This is a genomic window from Streptomyces sp. NPDC051064, from assembly GCF_044455985.1.
GTDB lineage: Bacteria > Actinomycetota > Actinomycetes > Streptomycetales > Streptomycetaceae > Streptomyces.
In genome coordinates this window covers 83,756-106,583 of the sequence record NZ_JBITFK010000013.1, presented here as the reverse complement: position 1 = coordinate 106,583, position 22,828 = coordinate 83,756, and the positions used below count along the sequence as shown (strand labels likewise).

The 22,828-nt window shown below is 71.2% G+C and carries 21 protein-coding genes and 3 pseudogenes; 16 read left to right on the top strand and 8 right to left on the bottom strand.

Annotated elements, in window-relative coordinates:
• Positions 1 to 87 precede the first annotated feature (87 nt).
• From ACIBCU_RS35360 to ACIBCU_RS35345, 4 genes are all read left to right on the top strand, one after another.
• Complete coding sequence (locus ACIBCU_RS35360) at positions 88 to 756, top strand: YitT family protein (protein WP_399236567.1); 669 nt, start codon at positions 88 to 90, stop codon at positions 754 to 756.
• A 5-nt stretch (positions 757 to 761) separates the two neighbouring features.
• A complete protein-coding gene (locus tag ACIBCU_RS35355) occupies positions 762 to 1,526 on the top strand; it encodes a glycerophosphodiester phosphodiesterase (RefSeq protein WP_362938000.1) in 765 nt (254 codons plus the stop codon).
• 46 nt (positions 1,527 to 1,572) lie between these two features.
• Positions 1,573 to 2,937 carry an MFS transporter gene (locus ACIBCU_RS35350; RefSeq protein ID WP_399236565.1) on the top strand — a complete coding sequence of 455 codons (1,365 nt, stop codon included), beginning with the start codon at positions 1,573 to 1,575 and terminating at the stop codon, positions 2,935 to 2,937.
• A 264-nt stretch (positions 2,938 to 3,201) separates the two neighbouring features.
• Entirely contained in the window at positions 3,202 to 3,576 is a 375-nt protein-coding gene (locus tag ACIBCU_RS35345; RefSeq protein WP_078598328.1) for an RNA polymerase-binding protein RbpA, read from the top strand.
• A 90-nt stretch (positions 3,577 to 3,666) separates the two neighbouring features.
• On the opposite strand, the gene fxsA is transcribed toward ACIBCU_RS35345, so the two are convergent.
• The 4 genes from fxsA to ACIBCU_RS35325 form a co-directional block, all read right to left on the bottom strand.
• The gene (gene fxsA, locus ACIBCU_RS35340) at positions 3,667 to 4,266 is read right to left on the bottom strand and encodes an FxsA family membrane protein (RefSeq protein ID WP_399236563.1); all 600 of its coding nucleotides are present in this window, start codon (positions 4,264 to 4,266) and stop codon (positions 3,667 to 3,669) included.
• Between the two features lie 68 nt (positions 4,267 to 4,334).
• Positions 4,335 to 5,102, bottom strand: coding sequence for a polyprenol monophosphomannose synthase (locus ACIBCU_RS35335; protein ID WP_362937928.1), 768 nt, complete (start codon positions 5,100 to 5,102; stop codon positions 4,335 to 4,337).
• Positions 5,103 to 5,637: 535 nt separating this feature from the next.
• Positions 5,638 to 7,278, bottom strand: a complete 1,641-nt coding sequence (locus ACIBCU_RS35330; RefSeq protein ID WP_399236560.1) for an amidohydrolase — start codon at positions 7,276 to 7,278, stop codon at positions 5,638 to 5,640.
• 67 nt (positions 7,279 to 7,345) lie between these two features.
• Complete coding sequence (locus ACIBCU_RS35325) at positions 7,346 to 7,786, bottom strand: Lrp/AsnC family transcriptional regulator (RefSeq protein ID WP_033304241.1); 441 nt, start codon at positions 7,784 to 7,786, stop codon at positions 7,346 to 7,348.
• Between the two features lie 202 nt (positions 7,787 to 7,988).
• Here ACIBCU_RS35325 and ACIBCU_RS35320 point away from each other — a divergent pair, with 202 nt between their 5' ends.
• Positions 7,989 to 8,399 carry a hypothetical protein gene (locus ACIBCU_RS35320; RefSeq protein WP_362937922.1) on the top strand — a complete coding sequence of 137 codons (411 nt, stop codon included), beginning with the start codon at positions 7,989 to 7,991 and terminating at the stop codon, positions 8,397 to 8,399.
• 402 nt (positions 8,400 to 8,801) lie between these two features.
• Here ACIBCU_RS35320 and ACIBCU_RS35315 read toward each other — a convergent pair whose 3' ends face one another.
• Entirely contained in the window at positions 8,802 to 9,974 is a 1,173-nt protein-coding gene (locus ACIBCU_RS35315) for an acyl-CoA dehydrogenase family protein (protein WP_362937919.1), read from the bottom strand.
• A gap of 351 nt (positions 9,975 to 10,325) precedes the next feature.
• Here ACIBCU_RS35315 and ACIBCU_RS35310 point away from each other — a divergent pair, with 351 nt between their 5' ends.
• The gene (locus tag ACIBCU_RS35310) at positions 10,326 to 11,600 is read left to right on the top strand and encodes a glycoside hydrolase family 18 protein (RefSeq protein ID WP_362937916.1); all 1,275 of its coding nucleotides are present in this window, start codon (positions 10,326 to 10,328) and stop codon (positions 11,598 to 11,600) included.
• Positions 11,601 to 11,681: 81 nt separating this feature from the next.
• On the opposite strand, the gene ACIBCU_RS35305 is transcribed toward ACIBCU_RS35310, so the two are convergent.
• Together ACIBCU_RS35305 and ACIBCU_RS35300 are read right to left on the bottom strand one after the other, a co-directional pair.
• Positions 11,682 to 11,828 (bottom strand): SCO1431 family membrane protein, encoded by a 147-nt coding sequence (locus tag ACIBCU_RS35305; RefSeq protein WP_329226518.1) that lies wholly within the window; start codon positions 11,826 to 11,828, stop codon positions 11,682 to 11,684.
• Between the two features lie 256 nt (positions 11,829 to 12,084).
• Positions 12,085 to 12,990, bottom strand: coding sequence for a LysR family transcriptional regulator (locus ACIBCU_RS35300; RefSeq protein WP_362937913.1), 906 nt, complete (start codon positions 12,988 to 12,990; stop codon positions 12,085 to 12,087).
• Between the two features lie 127 nt (positions 12,991 to 13,117).
• Between ACIBCU_RS35300 and ACIBCU_RS35295 the strand changes: the two genes are divergently transcribed.
• The 7 genes from ACIBCU_RS35295 to ACIBCU_RS35265 are packed head-to-tail and all read left to right on the top strand — an operon-like array spanning position 13,118 to position 19,976.
• Complete coding sequence (locus ACIBCU_RS35295; RefSeq protein WP_399236556.1) at positions 13,118 to 14,116, top strand: fumarylacetoacetate hydrolase family protein; 999 nt, start codon at positions 13,118 to 13,120, stop codon at positions 14,114 to 14,116.
• Complete coding sequence (locus tag ACIBCU_RS35290) at positions 14,113 to 15,075, top strand: cyclase family protein (protein ID WP_362937907.1); 963 nt, start codon at positions 14,113 to 14,115, stop codon at positions 15,073 to 15,075. Before ACIBCU_RS35295 ends, ACIBCU_RS35290 begins: the two co-directional genes overlap by 4 nt.
• A gap of 24 nt (positions 15,076 to 15,099) precedes the next feature.
• A complete protein-coding gene (locus ACIBCU_RS35285) occupies positions 15,100 to 16,230 on the top strand; it encodes an FAD-dependent oxidoreductase (RefSeq protein ID WP_399236554.1) in 1,131 nt (376 codons plus the stop codon).
• Positions 16,227 to 17,231, top strand: a complete 1,005-nt coding sequence (locus ACIBCU_RS35280) for an amidohydrolase family protein (RefSeq protein ID WP_399236552.1) — start codon at positions 16,227 to 16,229, stop codon at positions 17,229 to 17,231. The genes ACIBCU_RS35285 and ACIBCU_RS35280 overlap by 4 nt, the downstream gene beginning before the upstream one ends.
• A gap of 13 nt (positions 17,232 to 17,244) precedes the next feature.
• Complete coding sequence (locus ACIBCU_RS35275; protein ID WP_399236550.1) at positions 17,245 to 18,183, top strand: VOC family protein; 939 nt, start codon at positions 17,245 to 17,247, stop codon at positions 18,181 to 18,183.
• Between the two features lie 27 nt (positions 18,184 to 18,210).
• Complete coding sequence (locus tag ACIBCU_RS35270; protein WP_399236548.1) at positions 18,211 to 19,182, top strand: fumarylacetoacetate hydrolase family protein; 972 nt, start codon at positions 18,211 to 18,213, stop codon at positions 19,180 to 19,182.
• Positions 19,179 to 19,976 carry an SDR family NAD(P)-dependent oxidoreductase gene (locus ACIBCU_RS35265; RefSeq protein WP_399236546.1) on the top strand — a complete coding sequence of 266 codons (798 nt, stop codon included), beginning with the start codon at positions 19,179 to 19,181 and terminating at the stop codon, positions 19,974 to 19,976. The genes ACIBCU_RS35270 and ACIBCU_RS35265 overlap by 4 nt, the downstream gene beginning before the upstream one ends.
• Here ACIBCU_RS35265 and ACIBCU_RS35260 read toward each other — a convergent pair.
• Positions 19,941 to 20,135, bottom strand: a pseudogene (locus ACIBCU_RS35260) (iron transporter); the annotation flags it as partial. The gene ACIBCU_RS35265 and the pseudogene ACIBCU_RS35260 overlap by 36 nt on opposite strands.
• 126 nt (positions 20,136 to 20,261) lie before the next feature.
• On the opposite strand from ACIBCU_RS35260, the pseudogene ACIBCU_RS35255 reads away from it, so the two are divergent.
• From ACIBCU_RS35255 to modA, 3 genes and pseudogenes are all read left to right on the top strand, one after another.
• Positions 20,262 to 21,510, top strand: a pseudogene (locus ACIBCU_RS35255) (cytochrome P450).
• A 134-nt stretch (positions 21,511 to 21,644) separates the two neighbouring features.
• Positions 21,645 to 21,770, top strand: a pseudogene (locus ACIBCU_RS35250) (molybdopterin-dependent oxidoreductase); the annotation flags it as partial.
• Between the two features lie 214 nt (positions 21,771 to 21,984).
• A complete protein-coding gene (gene modA, locus ACIBCU_RS35245) occupies positions 21,985 to 22,779 on the top strand; it encodes a molybdate ABC transporter substrate-binding protein (protein ID WP_399236544.1) in 795 nt (264 codons plus the stop codon).
• Positions 22,780 to 22,828: the final 49 nt, after the last annotated feature.

The following is a 22,828-nucleotide window of genomic DNA, read 5'->3' as shown; positions in this document are numbered from 1 at the left end:
CTTCCTCTGATTGGCCATAGTTGGCAGCCAATCCCCTGCCACAGAGTGACATGCAGCAGTCCACTACCACCACACAGGGGGCACCACTTGTCCGACATCACCTCCCGGAGCGGCACCCGGGCCGCCCGGCGGCTGACCCACCTCTACGTGGGCCTGGCCCTGTACGGGGCGAGTTCCGCGCTCCTGGTCCGCGCCGGGCTCGGACTCGAACCGTGGGGCGTGCTGCACCAGGGCCTCGCCGAGCGGACCGGCATCTCCATCGGGGTCGTCTCGATCATCGTCGGAGCGGTCGTGCTGCTCCTGTGGATCCCTATCCGGCAGTGCCCGGGGCTCGGCACCGTCTCCAACGTCTTCGCCGTGGGCATCGCGATGGACGGCACGCTCGCCGTCGTACCGGATGTGCACGGTCTCTGGGCGCAGATCCCGGTGATGGCCGCGGGCATCGTGCTCAACGGCGTCGCCACGGGCCTGTACATCTCCGCACGCTTCGGCCCCGGGCCGCGCGACGGCCTGATGACGGGCCTGAACCGGCTCACGGGCCGTTCGATCAGGCTGGTGCGTACGGCGATCGAGGTGGCGGTGGTCGTGACCGGCTTCCTGCTCGGCGGTTCGCTGGGCGTCGGCACGGTCCTCTACGCCCTGGCCATCGGCCCGCTCGCCCAGTTCTTCCTGCGCTTCTTCGACCTCCCCGCGCCGGGATCCCGCACCGTGCCCGTTGCCGGGCGGACACCGCGAGAGGCGATACTTCCGCGGTGACCGCAGTGACTTCGGGGCGCCACCCCTATCTGGAACATCCCTCGACGATCCCGTTCGCCCACCGGGGCGGCGCGGCGGACGGCATGGAGAACACCGCAGCCGCGTTCCGGCGCGCGGCCGGCCTCGGCTACCGCTACTTCGAGACAGATGTGCACGCCACGGCGGACGGCCGCCTGGTCGCCTTCCACGACGCGACCCTGGACCGGGTGACGGACTCCCGGGGGCGGATAGCCGGGCTGCCCTGGAGCGAGGTGCGCCGGGCCAGGGTGGCGGGCAGCGAGCCCCTGCCGCTCTTCGAGGAACTGCTGGAGGAGTTCCCGGACGCCCGGTGGAACGTGGACATCAAGGCGGAGCCCGCCCTCGCCCCGCTCGTCGGCCTGATCCGCAGGACCGGTGCGTGGGACCGGGTGTGCGTGGGGTCGTTCTCCGAGGCACGCGTGGCCAGGGCCCACCGCCTCGCGGGCCCCGGCCTGGCCACCTCGTACGGGGTGCGCGGCGTGCTCGGCCTGAGGCTGCGCTCGTACGGCATCCCGGCGGCGCTCCGGGCGGGCGCGGTCTGCGCGCAGGTCCCGGAGAGCCAGAACGGCGTCCGTGTCGTCGACCGGGGCTTCGTCCGCACGGCGCACGCGCGCGGCCTGCAGGTCCATGTCTGGACGGTCAACGAACCGGAACGGATGGCGGCACTCCTGGACCTCGGGGTGGATGGCATCATGACCGATCACATCGAGACGCTGCGCACGGTGCTGAGCGAGCGGGGGGCCTGGGCCTGACGCCGGGACCCGCCGCGTCCGCACGGGACGAACGAGGGGGCGCGGCGTGAGCACCGACATCGCAGGAACGGAGGATCCGGCGGGACCGCCGGCCGAGGCCGCCGTCCGCAGACGAGAGCAACGCGGCTGGTATTTCTACGACTTCGCGTGCTCCGTGTATTCCACCAGCGTCCTCACGGTCTTCCTCGGCCCCTATCTGACGTCGATCGCCAAGGCGGCGGCCGACGCGGACGGGTTCGTACACCCGCTCGGCATACCCGTGCGGGCGGGATCGCTCTTCGCGTACTCGGTGTCGGTGTCCATCGTGGTGGCCGTGATCGTCATGCCCCTCGTGGGCGCGGCGGCGGACCGCACGGGACGCAAGAAGCCCCTGCTCGCGGCGGCCGCGTACACGGGTGCGACGGCGACGGCCTGCATGTTCTTCCTGGACGGCCACCGCTATCTGCTGGGCGCCTTCCTGCTGATCGTCGCGAACGCGTCCATCTCCGTGTCGATGGCCCTCTACAACGCGTACCTCCCCCAGATCGCCACCTCGGAGGAGCGCGACGCGGTCTCCTCCCGCGGCTGGGCCTTCGGGTACACCTCGGGCGCGTTCGTCCTCGTCCTGAACCTGGTCCTCTACACGGGCCACGACTCCTTCGGGCTGTCCGAGCCGGACGCGGTCCGGATCTGCATCGCCTCGGCCGGCGTGTGGTGGGGCGCCTTCTCCCTCGTGCCCCTGCGCCGGCTGCGTGACCGCCGGGTCGAACCGGGCGGCGACGGCGCGGTCGGCTCCGGCTGGCGGCAGCTGCGGGCGACGCTGCGCGACATGCGCCGCCACCCGCTCACGCTGGCCTTCCTGCTCGCCTATCTGGTCTACAACGACGGCATCCAGACGGTCATCTCCCAGGCCTCGCTGTACGGCTCCGAGGAGCTCGGCCTCGACCAGACGACCCTGATCACGGCGGTGCTGCTCGTGCAGGTCCTCGCGGTGGCGGGGGCCCTGGGTATGGGGCGGCTCGCCCGGATGTACGGGGCGAAGCGCACGATTCTCGCCTCGCTGGCCGTCTGGACGCTGATCCTCGCCGCGGCCTACGTACTGCCCGCCGACGCGCCGGTGTTCTTCTACGTCCTGGCGGCCGCGATCGGGCTCGTGATGGGCGGCAGCCAGGCCCTCTCGCGGTCACTGTTCTCGCACCTGGTCCCGCGCGGCAAGGAGGCCGAGTACTTCTCCGCCTACGAGATGAGCGACCGGGGACTCAGCTGGCTGGGGCCCCTGGTCTTCGGTCTCGGCTACCAGCTCACCGGCAGTTACCGGGATGCGATCCTGTCCCTGGTGCTCTTCTTCGCGGTCGGCTCGGTGCTGCTGGCGAGGGTTCCCGTACGGGCCGCGGTGGCCGCCGCGGGCAATCCCCTGCCGGACCGGATTTAGACGTTGAAGTGAAAGGCCGGTAGTGTACGCCTTTGGTGTGCTCGGGGGACCGTTACTGCGAGTGGAAGAAGCTGAACCGTTGGGTGACAACTTCGACCAAAGGTGACAAACCGGGCACCGGTGGGTAGTAGACCCAGACCAAGCAGCGGCACGACGGGCGACGCATGACCGGCAACGGGAATCTTTACCGCCGACCGGACGTTGACCGGATGACGACGACAGCGACATCTGTCCTGTGGGCGACAAGCCCGGGAGGCACGATTCATGAGTGAGCGAGCTCTCCGCGGTACGCGACTCGTGGTTACCAGCTACGAGACGGACCGCGGCATCGATCTGGCCCCGCGCCAGGCGGTGGAGTACGCATGCCCGAACGGACATCGATTTGAGATGCCGTTCTCGGTAGAGGCGGAAATTCCGGCGGAGTGGGAGTGCAAGGCGTGCGGCGCCACGGCACTCCTGGTGGACGGGGATGGCCCCGAGGAGAAGAAGGGCAAGCCTGCGCGTACGCACTGGGACATGCTCATGGAGCGGCGTACACGCGAGGAGCTCGAGGAGGTGCTGGCCGAGAGGCTGGCGGTTCTGCGCTCCGGTGCCATGAACATCGCCGTGCACCCGCGGGACAGCAGGAAGTCTGCCTGACCGCGTATCACCGCAAAGATCAAGAGCCGCGGGCCGCGACACAGAACATGTGTCGCGGCCCGCGGCTCTTCGTCGTCCGAGGCTGTCGTGTCAGGGGATCAGCGGCGGGCGGTCCGTGTCCTGGCCGTCGTCGGGGCGGGGCCGGGCGGGAGTGCCGTCCTCGCGGATGACCTCCCCCGGGACCACCTTGCCGTCCGGGCGGTGGATACGGGCCTGCTGGAAGGCGTCGGAGAGGCCTCCCGGCGTCGCCGCGCGCATCCGGCGCTCCAGGGAGCGTTCCGCGTAGCGTCCGAGCACGGAGCGGACCGGGGGCAGCAGGAGCAGGAGCCCCGCCGCGTCGGAGATCACGCCGGGGATCATCAGGAGCAGGCCGCCCAGCATCAGGAAGCCGTTGCCCTTGCTGCCGGCCGGGGCGGCGGCCGGGGTCGCGGGAGCGCCGGGCTGCCCCGGCATCTGCTGGAGGGTCTCGGTGAGGTTGCGGAAGGCCCGCCGACCCGCCCGCTTGATCACCGCTCCACCGAGCACGGCGCCGGCGACCAGGATCAGCAGCACGGTGAAGCCGTTCGTCGCACCGGCGACCACGGTCAGCAGCCAGATCTCCAGCACCAGCCAGGCTGCGACACCCAGCGGCAGGAGGGTACGGGCGCGTGAGCGCCGTGGACGGTTCGGAGGCGGTGTGCCGGTCGTCATGTCCCCAGTGTGCCTGTACGAGCGTGCAAGCGGCGTAAGGGGGTGATCATGAGGCCCCGGCAGGTCGGTCAGGAGGTCTTGCGACCCAGCACCTTGTTGGCCCGGCCGGTGATGCCCCAGCCGGTCACCCGCCACAGGGCCTCGACGAGGATGTCGCGGCTCATCTTGGAGTCACCGATCTCCCGCTCCATGAAGGTGATCGGCACCTCCACGACGTGATAGCCGGCCTCGACGGCCCGCCGGGCCAGGTCGACCTGGAAGCAGTAGCCCTGGGAGGCGACCTGGTCCAGACCGAGACCGTCCAGGGTCCCGGTGCGGAAGGCGCGGTAACCGCCGGTGACGTCCCGCACCGAGAGGCCCAGCAGCATCCGGGAGTAGAGGCTGCCGCCGCGCGAGATCATCTCGCGGTGCCGGGGCCAGTTGACCACGCGGCCGCCGGGAACCCAGCGCGAGCCGAGGACCAGATCGGCGCCCTTCAACGCGGTGAGGAGCCGGGGCAGTTCCTCGGGCTGGTGCGAGCCGTCCGCGTCCATCTCGACCAGGACGCCGTAGCCGTGTTCGGAGCCCCAGCGGAAGCCGGCCAGATAGGCGGCCCCGAGCCCTTCCTTGCCCTTGCGGTGCAGGACGTGCACCCGGCTGTCGCCGGCCGCGAGTTCGTCGGCGACCTTGCCGGTGCCGTCGGGGCTGTTGTCGTCGGCGACGAGGATGTCCGCTTCCGGCACGGCGGCGCGCACCCGGGCGACGATCAGCTTGACGTTCTCGGCCTCGTTGTAGGTTGGAATGATCACCAAGACTGTGCCGAGCGGGCCGAACTGCCTCTGACCGCCGTCGTTCACTACTGCCCCTTAAAGTCCGTACGCAGGTGCACACCATATCCAGCACGACGCGGCCGGACTCCGACGCGGTCACGGGGGTGGCGTGTGGCGCGCGGACAGAAGCGTGGAACTGGGGACAGAAGGGCAGCACTGCGGATCGGGGCCCGGCGTCCTTCGGGCCGACCTGGGACCCGCTGGCTGCGGGTCGACCGAGAGCCGTTGTCTACTGAACCTCCGGGCCCCACCCGGGTCGCACCTGCCGTCCGGACGAAACCTTCCCTCGCCCCCGAGGCGCGGGCGCTGAACCTGGCTGTCAGTGGTGGTGCACCGGTGCGGCACACCGCCCCGTGACCCAGCGGCGTTCGACGACTGCGTGGAGGTTTGACCGGTCGGACGTCCAGTGGTGGACCCGGCCGAACCTACCGGCCTGTGGGCACGTGCTGTCAACAGCCGTTCTACCTGCTGTTTCTCCTGAAAACGCCTGGTCAGCACCGAGGACGCGCAGGTCGTGGCAGAGTCCCGGCGCCTTCGATCGGCGGTACGAAATGTCCTGACGTCACTCGTTCGGCCGTACGTAGACAGTTTGTCCGAAGACCACCGTTCGCAGACAGACCGGAAGCTCTGCGCCCGGGGTCAGATCGGGCAGGCCGGGGGTGCCGGAACGGGGATCGGTGGACCACCGCGCCACCCGGTCGTCCGGGGCCTGGACCAGCAGGTCGCCGGTACGCCAGACGGCGTAGTCGGCCGGGGCTCCCGGGACGAGCACACCGCCGTCGTCCCGCCCGACGGCCCGCCAGCCGCCCCGTGTGTGGGCGGTGAAACCGGCGCGTACGGAGACACGATGGCCCGGTGTGCGGTGATGGGCGGCGGCCCGCACCGTGCCCCAGGGGTCCAGCGGGGTGACCGGGCTGTCCGAGCCGAAGGCAAGGGGCACGCCCGCGCGCAGCAGGGCCGCGTAGGGGTTGAGGGTCGCGGCGCGCTCGGCGCCCAGGCGCCGGGCGTACATGCCGTCGGGGCCGCCCCAGGCGGCGTCGAAGGCGGGCTGGACGGAGGCGGTGAGGCCCAGCTCCGCGAAGGCGGCGACGGTCTCCGGGGTGAGCATCTCGGCGTGCTCCACCCGGTGCCTGGCGGCCCTGATCCGGGCGAGCCCGAGGGTCTCGGCGGCGGCCCGGACGCCGGCGACCACGGCGGAAAGGGCCGCGTCGCCGATGGCGTGGAAGCCGGCCTGGAGCCCCGCCTCGGTGCACGCCGTCACATGTGTGGCGATCCGCGCGGCGTCGAGCCGGCCGGTGCCCGTGTGCGGGGCGTCGGCGTACGGCTCGTGCAGGAGGGCGGTGTGCGAGCCCAGGGAGCCGTCGACGAAGAGGTCACCGGCCGCGCCGACGGCACCGAGCTCGCGGATACGGCGGGCGCCCTTCTCGTCCTCGACGGGCTCGGCCCAGTATCCGAAGACCCGCGGGCCGGGCTGCTCGGAGGCGAGCTTCAGCAGCCCGGTGAAGTCCTCCTCGTCCGAGATGTCGGGGCCCGCGCACTCGTGCACGGTGCCGATCCCTAGGGATGCGGCGTGCGCCAGGGCGGCGCGCTGGGCGAGCGCCCGCTGCGCCGGTGTGACGGCACCGTGGGCGGCCGCGCGCACCGCGTGGTGGGCGTCGCCGGTCAGCGGGGCGTCGGGGTGGTAGCCGGTCAGCTCGGTGACGCCGGGCACCAGGTCCAGGAGCGCCGTGGTCACGACGGCGGAGTGGACGTCCACACGGGGCAGATAGACGGCCCTGCCGCCGGCCGCTTCGTCGAGCTCGCCGCGCGACGGGGGCCGCTGCTCCGGCCAGCGGGCGGCGTCCCAGCCGTGGCCGAGGATCACCCCGGCTCCCGCGTGACCGTTCGCGAACGCACGCACGAGTCCGAGGGCTTCGGCGAGCGAGCGCGCACCGGAGAGGTCCAGCCCCGTGAGGGCGAGTCCGGTCGAAGTGGTGTGGACGTGGGAGTCCGTGAAGGCGGGGGTGACCAGCGCCCCTTCCAGGTCGATCACCTCGTCGACGCCGCTCGCGAAGGCGTCGGCCGCCCCCTCCGAGCCCACCCACGCGACATGGCCGCGTTCGACGACCATCGCGGTGGCGAACGGGTCGGCGGGGCTGTGGACGTCTCCACCGCGCAGCAGCACGGTGCGGTGTTCGCTCTGGGGGGCGGTGCTCTCGGTCATGGGACCAGTCTCGCGCCTGCCGGGTCCCGCGCCTCCCCCGCCCCCTCCGCAACGCCGGGCGGAACCCTCAGATACGCGGCGGACGCGCCTCGTAGGGCGTGGAGAGGACGACGGTCGTGCGGGTGGAGACGCCGGCGAGGGTGCGGATGCGGGTCAGCAGGTGCTCCAGCTCCAGGGGGCTGGAGACCCGCACCTTGAGGATGTAGTTCTCGTCGCCCGCGACGCTGTGGCACGCCTCCAGCTCCGGCACACCGGCGAGCCGTTCGGCGATGTCGTCGGGTGCGCTGGGGTCGAAGGGTTTCACCGAGATGAACGCGGTGAGGGGCAGGCCGACAGCTTCGGGGTCGACGACCGCGGCATAGCCCCGGATCACCCCGCGCTGCTCCAGCCGGCGGACACGCTGATGAACGGCCGAGGTGGACAGGCCGGTGGCCTTGCCCAGGTCGGTGTAGCTCATCCGCCCGTCCTTGACGAGCAACTCCACAATCTGACGGTCCAGCTCCTCCATGCGGATCAACCTATGGCCCCGGGCCCTCCAGGCACAGCCGTGGGGCCCCCGGAAGGGCACGTTCGAGGGGCATGTGACGAATGCCACAGGTTTACGGGCCGGTAGCCGAGGGCGTCACGGTTACGGCCGACTTCCGACGGGAAGTGCTTGCTGTGGCCGAGGCCGTGGCGCCTTACCGGCCCACCCGAGGGGGGAAAGAACCATGCAGAGCCTGAAGCTCACCGGACGTACCGAACCGGAGTCCGACGATTACGCCGCTCCGGACGAGGACGCCGTTCCCGACGCGTACGACACGTTCGAGATGTACCGGGTGATCTGCCCGGACTGCGCCCAGCCGATCGCCCTGCTGGCGGACGAGGACGTACTTCCCGAGCACGCGCTGTGCCCCACGCCGTGGAACCCGTTCGTCCTCACCGTCTGCCCCGGTACGAACCGTGACGCCTCCAAGGCGCGCCCGGCCGACGAGTCGCTCGAGGCCCAGGAGCAGGAGACCGCGCTGCTGTTGACGCTCCCTCAGGGACTCGACTGGCGGATGCAGCCCTTCTCGCACGCCGGCGGCCCGGGTTCGCGTCCCCTGCGGTACGTGCCGCAGGCTCGGCGTCACGCCGCCTGACGTCTCCGCGCCCCGAGGGCGCACCCCTGCGCGCACCACGACGGCGGGGCCGGCGTGGTGCGCGGCAGGTGGCCGCGGCGCCCGAGGAACGGGCGCGCGAATCGGCCGGGCAGTGACCCGGGACCCCCGTGGCGCGTTGGCTCTGTATGACCACGCTGCATCCAACGGCCGGCCCCGTACGCCGCCGTCTCGCCGCACCGACGTCCGGAGAATCGGTTCCTCGGCCCGGACCGCCGACCGGGGAGGCCACGGGGCCGTCCGCGCCGCACTCCACCGACCCGCCCATCTACCGGGCCATGCTGCGCCATTGGGAGAGCTCGGGCCGGACCCTGCCGGGCCGCCATGACCAGGAGTGGAACCGGATCATGACGACACCGGTCTGGTCGGACCGGCCCGTCCGGGTCAGTGCGTCTCGGGACCCGCGAGGTGACGGGCGATGACCATGCGCTGGATCTGATTGGTGCCTTCGACGATCTGGAGCACCTTGGCCTCGCGCATCAGCCGCTCGACCGGGAAGTCGAGGGTGTAGCCGTAGCCCCCGAGGACCTGGACCGCGTCGGTGGTCACTTGCATGGCCGCGTCGGTGCAGAACAGTTTCGCCATCGCCGCCTGCCGCGAGAACGGGAGGCCCGCGTCGCGGAGCCGAGCCGCCTCCAGGTAGAGCGCCCGGCCCGCCTCGATCCGGGTGGCCATGTCGGCGAGCATGAAGCGCAGCCCCTGGAAGTCCGCGATGGGCCGGCCGAACTGGCGCCGGCCGGTCGCGTATCCGACCGCCTCGTCCAGGGCCGCCTGGGCGACGCCGATGGCGCAGGCGGCGATTCCCAGTCGCCCCGAGTCGAGCGCGGACAGGGCGATGGCGAAGCCCTGCCCCTCGTCACCGATGCGGCGGTCGCCGGAGATCCGTACGCCGTCGAAGTGCAGCTGGGCGGTGGGCGAGCCCTTCATGCCCATCTTCTTCTCGGGCAGGGCCGCGCCGAGGCCCTCGGCGTCGCCGGGCACGAGGAAGGCGGTGATGCCGCGCGGGCCGTCCTCCCCGGTGCGGGCCAGCACCGTGTAGAAGTCGGCGATGCCTCCGTGCGTGATCCAGGCCTTGGTGCCGGTGATGACCCAGTCCTCGCCGTCCCGGACGGCCTTGGTGCGGAGCGAGGCGGCGTCGGACCCCGAGGACGGTTCGGAGAGGCAGTAGGCGCCGAGCAGGCCGCCCGAGAGCATCGCCGGGAGGTGGGCGGCCCGTTGCGCCTCGGTGCCGTAGCCGGCGAGTGCGTGACAGGCCAGCGAGTGGACGCTGACGCCGAGGCCGACGGTGAGCCGGGCGGCCGCGAGCTCTTCGAGCACCTGGAGGTAGACCTCGTACGGCTGGTCGCCGCCGCCGTACGCGGAGTCGTACGGCAGTCCGAGCAGGCCGGCTTCGGAGAGCAGGGTGAAGACCGGGCGCGGGAAGGATCCCGCCTCCTCCTCCTCGGCCGCCCGGGGAGCGATTTCCTTCGACACGATGTCGCGTACGAGCTCGACGAGCTGCCGGGACTCCTCGGTGGGCAGACGGCGTTCCACCGGCTGCGGGGCACGGTCGGACATGACGGCGCTCTCCTCCCTGTCGGGCGTGACGGCGGTCGCGCGCGGGGTGTGCGCCGCACCGCCGGGTGGTCCCGGGCGATGCCCGGAAATCTACGGCTCCGCAGCCGATCCTGCCTTCCCGGATCACGGGAGGCGCTGGCCAGCGGCTGTGGCGCGTTGAGTATGCCCGATCGGAGCGCACGCGTCACCGGGTAGCCGGAGCCACGGCCAGGGAAATTGGTCCGAACCATTGACCCAACTGGTCTAGTCCTTCTACGGTCTCCCCCAATGCCTCATCGCGTCCATGCCAATTCCGGATGGCTCAAGGGCAGGCACCCCCCACACCCAAGCCCTCCCCCACGAGGAGCCACAATGACCGGACTTCACCGTCCTCGCGCCCGCCTCCGGGCACTCACCGCCACCCTCTGCACCGCCGCGCTCGGAGCCGCACTGCTCGGCGTCGCCGGTACGTCCTCCGCGGGTGCCGCCCCTTCCGCTGCCGAGGTCTCCGCACCGGCAGCCGCCGAAGCCGCCCCCACCGCGGCCGGCGACAAGGTGGTCGGATACTTCACCAACTGGGGTGTCTACGACCGCAATTACCACGTCAAGAACGTCGAGACGTCAGGCTCGGCCGACAAGCTGACCCACATCAACTACGCCTTCGGCAACGTGCAGGGCGGCAAGTGCACCATCGGCGACAGCTACGCCGACTACGAGAAGGCCTACACGGCGGACCAGTCGGTGGACGGCGTCGCGGACACCTGGGACCAGGAACTCCGCGGAAACTTCAACCAGTTGCGCAAGCTGAAGAAGCTGCACCCCGACCTGAAGGTCATCTGGTCCTTCGGCGGCTGGAGCTGGTCCGGCGGCTTCGGTGAGGCCGCGCAGAACCCCGCCGCCTTCGCCGAGTCCTGCTACGACCTGGTCGAGGACCCGCGCTGGGCCGATGTCTTCGACGGCATCGACATCGACTGGGAGTACCCGAACGCCTGCGGGCTGACCTGCGACACCAGTGGCCGAGACGCGTACGGCGGCCTCCTGTCGGCGCTGCGCTCGAAGTTCGGCACCGGCAATCTGATCACCTCGGCGATCACCGCGGACGGCTCCGACGGCGGCAAGATCGACGCGGTGGACTATGCGGGAGCGGCGAAGTACCTGGACTGGTACAACCCGATGACGTACGACTTCTTCGGCGCGTTCGCGGCGCAGGGGCCGACGGCTCCGCACTCACCGCTGACCTCCTACCCGGGCATCCCGACGGAGGGCTTCAACAGTGACGCGGCGATCTCCAAGCTCAAGGGCCTGGGCGTCCCCGCGGAGAAGCTCCTGCTGGGCATCGGCTTCTACGGACGCGGCTGGACCGGCGTCACCCAGGAGGAGCCGGGTGGCACCGCGACCGGGGCTGCCCCGGGGACGTACGAGGCGGGCATCGAGGACTACAAGGTCCTGAAGAACAGCTGCCCGGCCACCGGCACGGTCGCCGGGACGGCGTACGCCCTCTGCGGCACCAACTGGTGGAGCTACGACACCCCGGCCACCATCGCCACGAAGATGGACTACAAGAACGAGCAGGGCCTGGGAGGCACGTTCTTCTGGGAGCTCAGCGGCGACACGACGGACGGTGAGCTGATCCGGGCCATCAACTAGCCCCGACGGGGTACACGACCCGCAGGGCGGGTCAGGGGTGGGGTGCCGGGCGGGCGCCCCACCCCACCGGTCGTTCACGGGTCACATCAGTCCGGCCTGGGTGACGAACATGGCGAGGACGACCACGAGCGTCCAGCCCAGGATGTGCTCCAGGACCTTCGGCCCGTCCTCGGGGCCGCCGGTACGGGCGCGGGTGTGGGTCCGGTTCTCGGCTGTGGTCGCGGTCATGGCATCTCGCTCGGTCGTTCGGCAGTGGGCGTCCCCCGTGACCCGACCACAGTGCCAGCGGAGGCGGGCGACGCGGTAGAGATCCGGGTCACAGCGGCCGGCGGGACGGCAGGCCGGAGGAAGGGCCGGATCCGCGCTCCCGCAGGGGACCGGCCGGCGGAGACGCCCGGCGCGGGCGGGCCCGCTGTGTGCTACGCCACGCCCCCGCGCAGGACCCGGGCGGACATGTGGAAGCCGTCGCCCTCGCCGCCGCCGGTCATCCTCCCAGACGTCTGCCGACCCGGGCGGCGGTCTCCCGGAGCCAGATGTGGGCGGCGTCGTGTGTGTGCACCGGGTGCCACCACAGCGCTTCCCGCAGCGGCACCGCTTCGTACGGGGGCTCCACGATCCGCACGGCGGCGACCGGGGAGAGGAGCCGGGCGAGCCGGGCCTGGACCAGGGCGATGCGCCGCGTGCCGGCCACCAGGAGCGGCAGCAGCTGGAAGCTGTCGACGGAGACCTCCACGCGGGGCTCGATGCCGAGCATGCCCAACTGCCGCATGGCGGGGGCGTCGTAGGTGCGCTGGTAGGTGACCCAGGGCAGCCGGGCGAGGTCCTGCTGGGTCAGCCGGCCGTCGACGCTCGGGTGGTCGTCCGCGACGAGGAAGACCCAGCGGTCGTCGTAGAGGTCGGTGGCGGGGAAGTCGCTGATGACGCCGTGCGGCATCAGCAGGCCGTCGGTGGCGCTCAGCAGGGTGGCGGTGTCGTCGACCACCGTCGAGGGGGTGTGGGTGAAGCGGAGCCGGATGCCGGGCGCCTCCTCGTGCACGACGTGGGCCAGCTCTGTGCCGAAGACGGCGACCGCGTAGTCGGACGCGACCAGCTTGAACTCGCGGCTCTCCTCGGCCGGGTCGAAGTCGGCCTGGCTGGCGAAGAGGCGCTCCAGCACGGCGTAGGCGGTGGACGTGCGGTCGAGGAGGACCTGGCCGAGCGCGGTGAGCTCGTAGTGGCCGCCGACCCGCGCGAGCAGATCGTCGTCGAAGTGCCGGCGCAGCCGTGCGAGGGCCGCGCTCATGGCGGGCTGGCTGAGCCCGACGCGCTGACCGGCCCTGGTGACGTTGCGTTCCTCCAGGAGGGCACGCAGAGCGACGACCAGATTCAGGTCGAGGCTGGCCAGATTCATGGGACTCCTCCTACGGTACGGCGCCGACCAGGCATGAATAAATGTGGTGGATACCGATTATCCACGGAATCGATTTCCCTGATCGCGGGCGGCGGGTCCAGATTGGTTCCACCGCAATCAGGAGGACATGTTCGTGAAACCTGGATCCGCGTCCGCGCTCTTCGCCGGACCCTTCGCCCTCGGCACCCTGTCGGCCCCCGGCGGCCCGGCGTTCCCGGCTCTCGTCACCCCCGACGGACAGGTGACCGACCTGCGGGCCGCCTTCGGCGAGGAGCAGTTGACGGTCCGGGACCTGCTGGACCGCTGGGAGACGGCCCTGCCGCGGCTGCACGCCCTGTCGGGCGGAAGCGGCTCCGGCAGCAGCCCGCTGGAGGGCTTCCGGGTGCACGCGCCCGTCGACCCGCGGCAGGTGTTCCAGTCGGGAGCGAACTACCGGCAGCATGTGATCGACCTGCATGTCGCGCACCGGGCGCCGGACGACGACCGCTCCGAGGAGGAGCGCCGCGCGGAGGCGGCGGAGATCATGGACCGCCGGGCGGCGGAGGACCTCCCGTACGTGTTCATCGGCCTGCCGGGCGCGATCACCGGCCCGTACGACGACGTCGTGCTGCCCTCCTGGGCCGGCAAGCCGGACTGGGAGCTGGAGCTGGCCGTGGTGATCGGCCGCCCCGCCCACCAGGTGTCCGTCGAGGACGCCCTGTCGTACGTCGCCGGCTACACCATCGCCAACGACCTGACCGACCGGGCGACGGTGTTCCGCCGGGACATGCCGCAGATCGGCACCGACTGGCTGCGCAGCAAGAACGCCCCCGGGTTCACCCCGCTCGGCCCCTGGATCGTGCCGGCCGGGTCGGTCCCGGACACCGATGGCCTGCGGCTCACGCTGAAGCTCAACGGCGAGACCATGCAGGACGAGTCCACCGAGGACATGATCTTCGACGTGGCGCGCCTGATCTCCTACGTGTCGCAGTCCGCCCGTCTCCTCCCCGGCGACCTGGTGCTGACCGGATCCCCTGCAGGCAACGGGATGCACTGGGGCCGTCTCCTGCGTGACGGGGACGTCATGGACAGCTCCGTCACCGGGCTCGGCACCCAGCGCACCCGTTGTGTCGCGGAGGAGTCATGAGCATGGACCGCACCGACCCCGAGGGCTCGATCGCCGAGGCGGCGAAGGAGTGTTCCAACTGGGGCCGCTGGGGCCGGGACGACGTGCTCGGCACCCTCAACTTCCTCGACGGGGCCAAGCGCCGGGAGGGTGCCGCACTCGTCCGGCGCGGCGTCAGCTTCTCGCTCTCCCAGCGCTTCGACATCGACGGCCCGCAGAAGGGCTGGCGGCGACGCACCAATCCGGTGCACACCATGCTGGACACCGGGACGGACGCGGCCCTCGGGAACCAGGGGCTGCCGCACGGGATCGGCGGCGCCGACGACGTGATCGCCATGCCGCTGCAGTGCTCGACGCAGTGGGACGGGCTCGGGCACATCTTCGACCACGGCAAGGCGTGGAACGGCCGACCCGCCGAGCAGGTCGTCACGTCGGACGGTGACCTGGTCACCGGCATCGAGCACATGGCGCCGCACGTCGCGGGACGCGGCGTTCTCCTGGACGTGGGACGGGTGTTCGGCGAGAACGACGGGCTGCCGGACGGCTTCGCGATCACCGAGGAGCACCTGACGGCGACCGCCGCGTCCCACGGTGTGACCGTGGGACGCGGTGACCTCGTGGTGGTGCGCACCGGCCAGCTCACCCGGGTGCGCCGCGACGGCTGGGGCGACTACGCGGGTGGGCCCGCCCCCGGTCTCTCCTTCACCACCGCGGGGTGGCTTCGGAACAGCGAGATCGCGGCGATCGCCACCGACACCTGGGGCTTCGAGGTGCGGCCCAACGAGTTCGACCACGCGTTCCAGCCGCTGCACCAGGTCGCCATCCCGCACATCGGCCTGCTGATCGGCGAGATGTGGGACCTGGACGCGCTCGCCCGGGACTGCGCCGCCGACGGTGTGTACGAGTTCCTGCTGGTCGCCGCGCCCCTTCCCATCACCGGCGCGGTCGGCTCGCCCGTGAATCCGATCGCCGTCAAGTAATCAGCGGAACGAAGGAGTTCCCCCATGACCGATACCCGCACGATCCTCGTCGTAGGCGGCGGCGCGGCCGGCAACGCCGTGACGATCCTGCTGCGCCGCGCCGGCTTCGCGGTGGACCTGATCGAGGCCCGGGACGACTGGAACGCCACCGCCGGCTCCGGCATCACCCTCCAGGGCAACGCCTTGCGTGTGCTGCGCGAACTGGGTGTCTGGGAGCAGGTGGAGGAGTCCGGCTCCGGTTTCGGCTCGGTCGGCATCACCGCCCCCGACGGTACGGTCCTGCACGTCCAGGACGACCTCCGCACCGGCGGTGACGACCTTCCCGCCACGGTCGGCATGCAGCGCCCCCGGCTCCAGCAGATCCTGATCGAGGCCGTCGGCGCGAGCGGTGCCCGTGTCCGGCTGGGCACCCGGGCCGAGCTCTTCGACCAGGACGCCGACGGCGTCACGGTCCGGTTCACGGACGGCACCGAGGGCCGCTACGACCTGGTGATCGCGGCGGACGGCCTGGGCTCCGCCACCCGCGCGGCCATCGGCATCGAGGCCGGGCCGGAGCCGACCGGCATGGCCATCTGGCGCGTGGCCGCCCCGCGCCCGGCCGGAGTGTCCCGCACGGACCTCGCCTACGGCGGCCCGGCCTACATCGCCGGCTACTGCCCCACCGGCGACACCACGCTCTACGCGTACGTCGTCGAGGCCAACCGCGACCGCGCCTCGATCCCTCCGGAGTCGTACGCCGACGAGATGCGACGCCTGGCCTCCGCCTACGGCGGCAACTGGCCGGAGATCACCGAGCACATCACCGACCCGGCGCAGGTCAACTACACGTGGTTCGACCGCATGCTGGTCGAGGGCTCGTGGCACCGGGGCCGGGTCGTCCTCGTGGGCGACGCCGCCCACTGCTGTCCGCCCACCCTCGCCCAGGGCGCCGCCCTGTCCATGGAGGACGCCTGGGTGCTCGCCCAGATGCTGACCGACGCCGGTACCTGGGACGACGCGCTGCTCCAGGCGTACCACGAGCGGCGGATCACCCGCGTACGCCCCGTCGTGGAAGCCTCCGTGCAGATCGGGCAGTGGCAGCTCGACGGCGTACGCGACGCCGATGTGCCCGGCCTGATGGGCCGCACCATGACGATGCTCCGGGAGCTGCCGTGACCTCCCCCACCGTGGACGTGCACGCCCACATCCTGATCCCTGAGATCGAGGCGCTCGTGGCGGGCCTGCCCGGCCTGGCCGAGGCCAAGGAGCTCGACGCGCGGCGGAACGGCCCCGCGGCTCTCGCCGTCAGCGGCCCGATGGTGGGTGAGCGGATCCCGCGGCTGACCGACACCGCCGTACGCCTGGCCGCGATGGACGCACAGGGCGTGGACGTCCAGCTGGTCAGCCCCTCCCCCTCGCACTACCACTACTGGGCCGACGAGGAGACGGCCGAGAAGGTGTACCGCGCCGCCAACGAGGTTACGGCCGGGCACTGTTCGGCCGCCCCCGATCGGCTGCGCGGACTCGGACTCGTACCTCTCCAGCATCCGGTCCAGGCGGTACGCGCCCTCGATCACGCTCTGGAACAAGGGCTGACCGGGGTGGAGATCTCCAGCCACGCCCCGGGGCGGGAACTGTCCGACCCCGCCTACGAACCGTTCTGGTCCCGGGCCGGCGAGACGGGTGCGGTCGTCTTCCTGCACCCCTTCGGTTGCACGCTCGACGAGCGTCTGGACCGGTGGTACCTGTCCAACACGGTCGGCCAGCCCACCGAGAACGCCGTCGCGCTCTCCCACCTCATCTTCTCGGGGGTGCTCGACAGGCACCCGGGCCTGAAGCTGATCGCCGCACACGGCGGCGGCTACCTCCCCACCCACATAGGCCGCTCCGACCACGCCTGGTCCACGCGCTCCGACGCCGGTGCCGGCTGCGCCCACCTGCCCAGCAGCTACCTCAAGCGGCTCTACTTCGACTCGCTCGTCCACGACCCGCACGTCCTGCGGGAGCTGATCCGGGTGGCCGGGGCCGACCGCGTACTCCTCGGCTCCGACTTCCCCTTCGACATGGGCACCGAGGACCCGGTCGGCGCCCTGCGCGCCGCGGGGCTGCCCCGGGCCGACTTCGACGCCGTACGCGGTGACAACGCCGCCGCCCTGCTCGGCCCCACTCTCATCTGAGGAGGAACCCACCATGAGCGCACGCCTGCTCACCCACCTGCGTCACGTCGACCTGGCGGTGCCCGACTACGACAAGCAGCTCGACTTCTACGCCGGCGTCTGGGGCCTCACCAAGGTCACCGAGGACTCCGGGATCTCCTTCCTGGCCGCCGAGGGCTCCCCGGAGCAGTACGTCGTACGGCTGCGTAAGGCCGAGGAGAAGCGGCTCGACCTCGTCTCCTACGGCGCCGCGAGCCCGGCCGATGTGGACACCCTGGCCGAGCGGCTGCTGGCCGGCGGCGTGCAGCTGATCTCGCGGCCCGGCACGGTGGACACCCCGGGCGGCGGGTACGGTTTCCGCTTCTTCGACGTCGACGGCCGCACCATCGAGGTCTCGGCCGACGTCGAGGTCCGGCAGCACCGGAAGATCGAGGAGAAGGAGGCCATCCCGGTCAAGCTCTCCCACGTCGTCCTCAACTCGCCCGACCTGAACCGCACCCGGGAGTGGTACGAGCGCCACCTCGGTTTCGCCCTCTCCGACACGCTCTCCTCGCCACACATGGGCGAGGTCATGCACTTCATGCGGATCAGCAACCAGCACCACTCCATGGCCATCGCCCAGGGCCCGCACACCGCCCTGCACCACGTCTCGTTCGAGATGCGCGGCATCGACGAGTACATGCGCGGCTCCGGCCGGGTCATGCGGGCCGGCTTCCGCAAGATCTGGGGGCCCGGACGGCACATGGCGGGTGACAACACCTTCACGTACTTCCTCGACCCGCACGGCAACACCGTCGAGTACACGACCGAGCTGGAGAACCTCGACGAGGACACCTGGCACCCGCACGTCTACGACTTCTCCAAGCCCGAGGTCACCGACCAGTGGGGCACCGCCAACGCGATGAACGAACTCGTCGCCAAGGAGTCCTTCAACGACCCCGACCGCGGCGTGTTCGTCGCCCCTCCGGTCTGAGCCCGGCCGACCCCAGGAGAACGCACCATGCGCTTCGCCACTTATCAGCATCAGCATCGTGACCGGGTGGCCGTCGTGGACGAGGACGGCACGCTCTTCCCGCTGCCCGGCGTCACCTCACTCACCGCGCTGCTCGCGGAGACCGACGGGCTGCCCGGCCTGCTCGCCGCGGGCGCGGCGGCACTCGACGGGCCGGCCGGCCCTCCTGTCTCCCAGGTCCGGCTGCTGGCTCCGCTCCAGCCCACGTCGGTACGCGACTTCGTCACCTTCGAGGAACACGTCGAGGGCGTGCGCCGCTCCGTCGATGGTGTCGCCGGCGTGCCCGAGCAGTGGTACGCGGCGCCGACCTTCTACTTCACCAACCCGCACGCGATCTACGGCCCCCAGGACGGCGTCCCCGTGCCACCCGGTTCCGCCGTGCTCGACTTCGAGCTCGAAGTCGCCGCCGTCATCGGCCGGGAGGGGCACGACCTCACCCCACAGCAGGCGCGCGACCACATCGTCGGCTACACGGTCTTCAACGACTGGTCCGCCCGTGATCTGCAGTCCGCTGAGATGAAGGTCGGTCTCGGCCCCTGCAAGGGCAAGGACACCGCGACCACCCTCGGCCCGTACCTCGTCACGTCCGACGAGCTGGAGCCCCACCGGGACACCGAGGGCTTCCTGCGTCTCGCGCTGACCGCCGAGGTCAACGGCGTGACGGTCGGCGAGGACCTGCTCTCCCACATGAGCTGGACCTTCGAGGAGATGACCGCCTACGCCTCACGCGGCACCCGGGTCGTGCCCGGGGACGTGCTCGGTTCGGGCACGTGCGGCAACGGCGGATGCCTCGCCGAACTCTGGGGCGTACACGGCCAGCAGACCCCGCCGCCGCTCGAGCCCGGCGACACCGTCATGCTCACGGTCGAGGGCATCGGCTCGCTGACCAGCACCGTCGTCCCGGGCGCCGAGCCCGTGCCGCTGCCGGCCGGCCGACGCCGCGACAGGCGGCGGGCGTGACAGGCACGGGCGCCCCGCGGCTCCGGGACAAGGTCGTGGTCGTCACGGGGGCCGCCCGTGGCCAGGGCGCCGCCGAGGCGGCGGCCCTGGCCCGGGAGGGCGCCCGTGTCGTCGCCACCGACGTGGAACCCCGGGACGGCTGCCGGCGGCTCGACGTCACCAGTGAGGAGGAGTGGGCCGAACTCGCCGCCGAGCTGCGGGACTCGTACGGCGAGGTGCACGGCCTCGTCAACAACGCCGGCATCACCTGGCGGGCACGGATCGGCGACGTACGCTCCGAGGACATGGCGCGGGTCCACGCCGTCAACGTCACCGGGCCCCTCCTCGGCATCCAGCACCTCGCCCCGCTCATGCCCCGCGGTGCCTCCGTCGTCAACGTCGGCTCGTCGGCGGCCCTCACCGCCCACTACCCGGTGGCCTACACCACCAGCAAGTGGGCGCTGCGGGGCCTGTCGAGGACGGCGGCGCTGGAGCTCGGCGCTCGGGGCATCCGCGTCAACACCGTCCACCCCGGCTACATCGAGACCGAGATGACCGCCTCCGCGGCGCCGGCGTTCCGGGCCGCCAACGTCCGCGAGACGCCGCTGGGCCGCACCGGGACGGCCGACGAGGTCGCCCCACTCGTCGTCTTCCTGCTGTCGGACGAGTCGTCCTTCATCACCGGTGCGGATATCCCCGTGGACGGCGGACTCACCGCGCACGGCGGCGTCAAGTCCGTCTCCGACGCCCTGCGGGAGGGAACGCCGGAACCGGGCTGTTCAGGAGCTGAGATCCCGCAGCTCCGCGGCGAGTGAGCAGATGGCCGCGTGGTTGCGCGGGCTTTCGACGAGGACGACGATCCGGTCGTTCTTGACGGCGGACACGTGCGCGAGCGGCCCGTAGGACTTCAGGAACGTCCGCTTCCGGTCCGCGGTGGTGTCCCCGTAGTTGTTGATCACGACGACCTCGGGGTCCGCGGGCGACGACCGTCTCCCGGCGGACGGCTGCCCGTACGGGGAAGCCGCCGGACGGCGCCCACACGATTCCGGCCAGCCGCGCCGTCCAATTAAGTCAGCCGATTGATTTAACCGGAGAAGACCATGACCAGCACGCCCGCCACTCCCGTCGATGCCGGCACTCCTGAGGCGAGCGCCGACGGCATTCCCGACTTCCCCCCGCCGCGCGGTCGGAATGCCCCTTCGCCCCGTCGCCCGAGATGCGGGCGCTGTCCGGGTACGGCCCGGGGTCCGCTCCTGGGGCGGCAGCACTCCCTGGGCTGTGACGGGGCACGCCGAGCAGAAGGCGCTGCTGTCCGACGCACGTCTGAGCGTGGAGTTCACCCGGCCGGGCTTTCCCAGCCCCGTGGATCCCTCGCACGCCCATGCGGGCAGCACCGATCTGAGCTTCGTCGGCATGGACGACCCGGAGCACGCCCGGCTGCGCCGCATGATCAGCGGTGCCTTCACCATCAAGCGCGTCGAGGCGATGCGTCCCCGCGTGCAGAAGATGGCCGACGACTTCATCGACGCCATGCTGGAGGGCCCCGGCACGGCCGACCTCGTCCAGGCGCTCGCCCTGCCCATCCCCTCCCTGGCCATCTCCGAAATGCTCGGCGTCCCCTACCAGGACCATGAGTTCTTCCAGACGAACAGCAAGGTCATCGTCTCCGCCGTCGCCTCTCCCGAGGAACGGCGCACGGCCCACACCAACCTCGCCGCCTACCTCGACGAGCTCGTCGGCCGCAAGCTCACCGAACCCGGCGACGACCTCATCTCCAGCCTCTGCACACAGATCGAGAACGGCGAACTCACCCGCCGGGAGGCCGCCACGATGGGCGTACTCCTTCTCCTCGGCGGACACGAGACCACCGCGAACATGATCAGCCTGGGCACGCTCCTGCTCCTCCAGCACCCCGGGCAACTCGCCCTGATCCGCGACACGGACGACCCCGCCGTCATCCGCGACGCCGTCGAGGAACTCCTGCGCTACCTCTCCATCGTCCACCTCGGCCGCCGCCGCACCGCCCTGGAGGACATCGAGATCGCCGGTCGCACCATCCGTGCGGGAGAGGGCGTCATCCTCCTCGGCGAACTCGCCAACCGCGACCCCGCGGTCTTCCCCGACCCCGACCGCCTCGACCTCACCCGCAACGCCCGCCACCACCAGGCGTTCGGAGCCGGCGCCCATCACTGCGTGGGCCAGCCACTGGCCCGCATGGAGCTCCAGGTCATCTGTCCCACCCTCTTCCGGCGCATCCCCACCCTCCGCACCGTCGACGACCTCGACGCCGTTCCCTTCAAGTACGACGCCGTCATCTACGGCCTCCACGCCCTGCCCGTCACCTGGTGACCGCCCGAGAAGGGAAGCATGAGCTGCACCCGCGCCTGAAACGGTCAGCGCGACGGTAGAACCGCCCGCAGGCCGCATCGAGCGGCCTCGCACATGTCGGAGAAACTCGCGCAGAGGCTCACAGACCAAGCAAACCGCTCCTACGCGAGGTGATCCTCGACGCGCAGCCGCTGTTCGACGCCCGACGGCGCAAGGAACGTTCCCGCCTCGCGCTCGCGGTGTCCGGCGGAGACGGGCACCTCACCGTGCCGGCCCGGGCGCCCGGCACCGCCGGCCACCCCCGGAATCGGACCATCCTCCAGGTGCGAACGCATTTGCCATGGAGATTCGTATTAAGCTTTGTAAATACAAGCAGGGCTCCTTTAATCTGTCGCACATGCAGCCCCGCACAGGGGGATCGTCCCGCTCGGCGCGGCTCTCCGGCACCCGCCCGGGCGGCACAGGCCGGCCGCGTCCCCAAGGAGCCCCACCCTCATGTCTCTCACCTTCACCCGGCGGCGTACCGCGGCCGCGATCCTCACGGCGGCTCTCCTGGTTCCGCTGGCCGCCTGTGGCAGCGACGACGAGAAGGACTCGGGTGACAAGTCGGCATCCGGGGCGCCGCAGGCCGACCTGACGGTTCTGGCCGCCTCCTCGCTCACCGACGTCTTCAAGACGGCCGGTGCGGCCTACGAGAAGAAGCACCCCGGGACCGAGGTGACCTTCTCGTTCGCCGGCTCGCAGGAACTTGCCGCGCAGGTCAAGCAGGGCGCACCCGCCGACGCACTGGTGACGGCGGACACCAGGACGATGGACGGGCTGAAGTCCGACACCGGATCGCCGGCCGTCATCGCGAAGAACCGTCTGGTGATCGCCACGGGCAAGGGCAACCCGGAGAAGGTCGAGGCCCTGAAGGACCTCGCCGACCCCGAGCTGAAGGTCGTCCTCGCCGCGCCCGAGGTGCCGGTCGGGCGCTACAGCCGGCAGATCCTGGACGCGCAGAAGATCGACGTGAAGCCCGTCTCCCAGGAGCCCAACGTCCGCGCCGTCCTCAGCAAGGTCGAACTCGGCGAGGCGGACGCCGGCCTCGTCTACAGGACCGACGCCGCCGCCGCGACCGGCAAGATCGACGCGGTCGACATCCCGGACGCGCAGAACGCCGTAGCCTCCTACCCGGCGGCGACCCTGAAGACCTCCGGGAACAGCGAGGCCGCGACCGCGTTCGTGGCATGGCTGTCCACCCCCGAGGCCCAGAAGATCCTCGCCGACGCCGGCTTCCAGAAGCCGTAGCAGGCATCCGCCCCGTGCGGGCGTCCCGTCCCCGGGACGGGACGCCCGC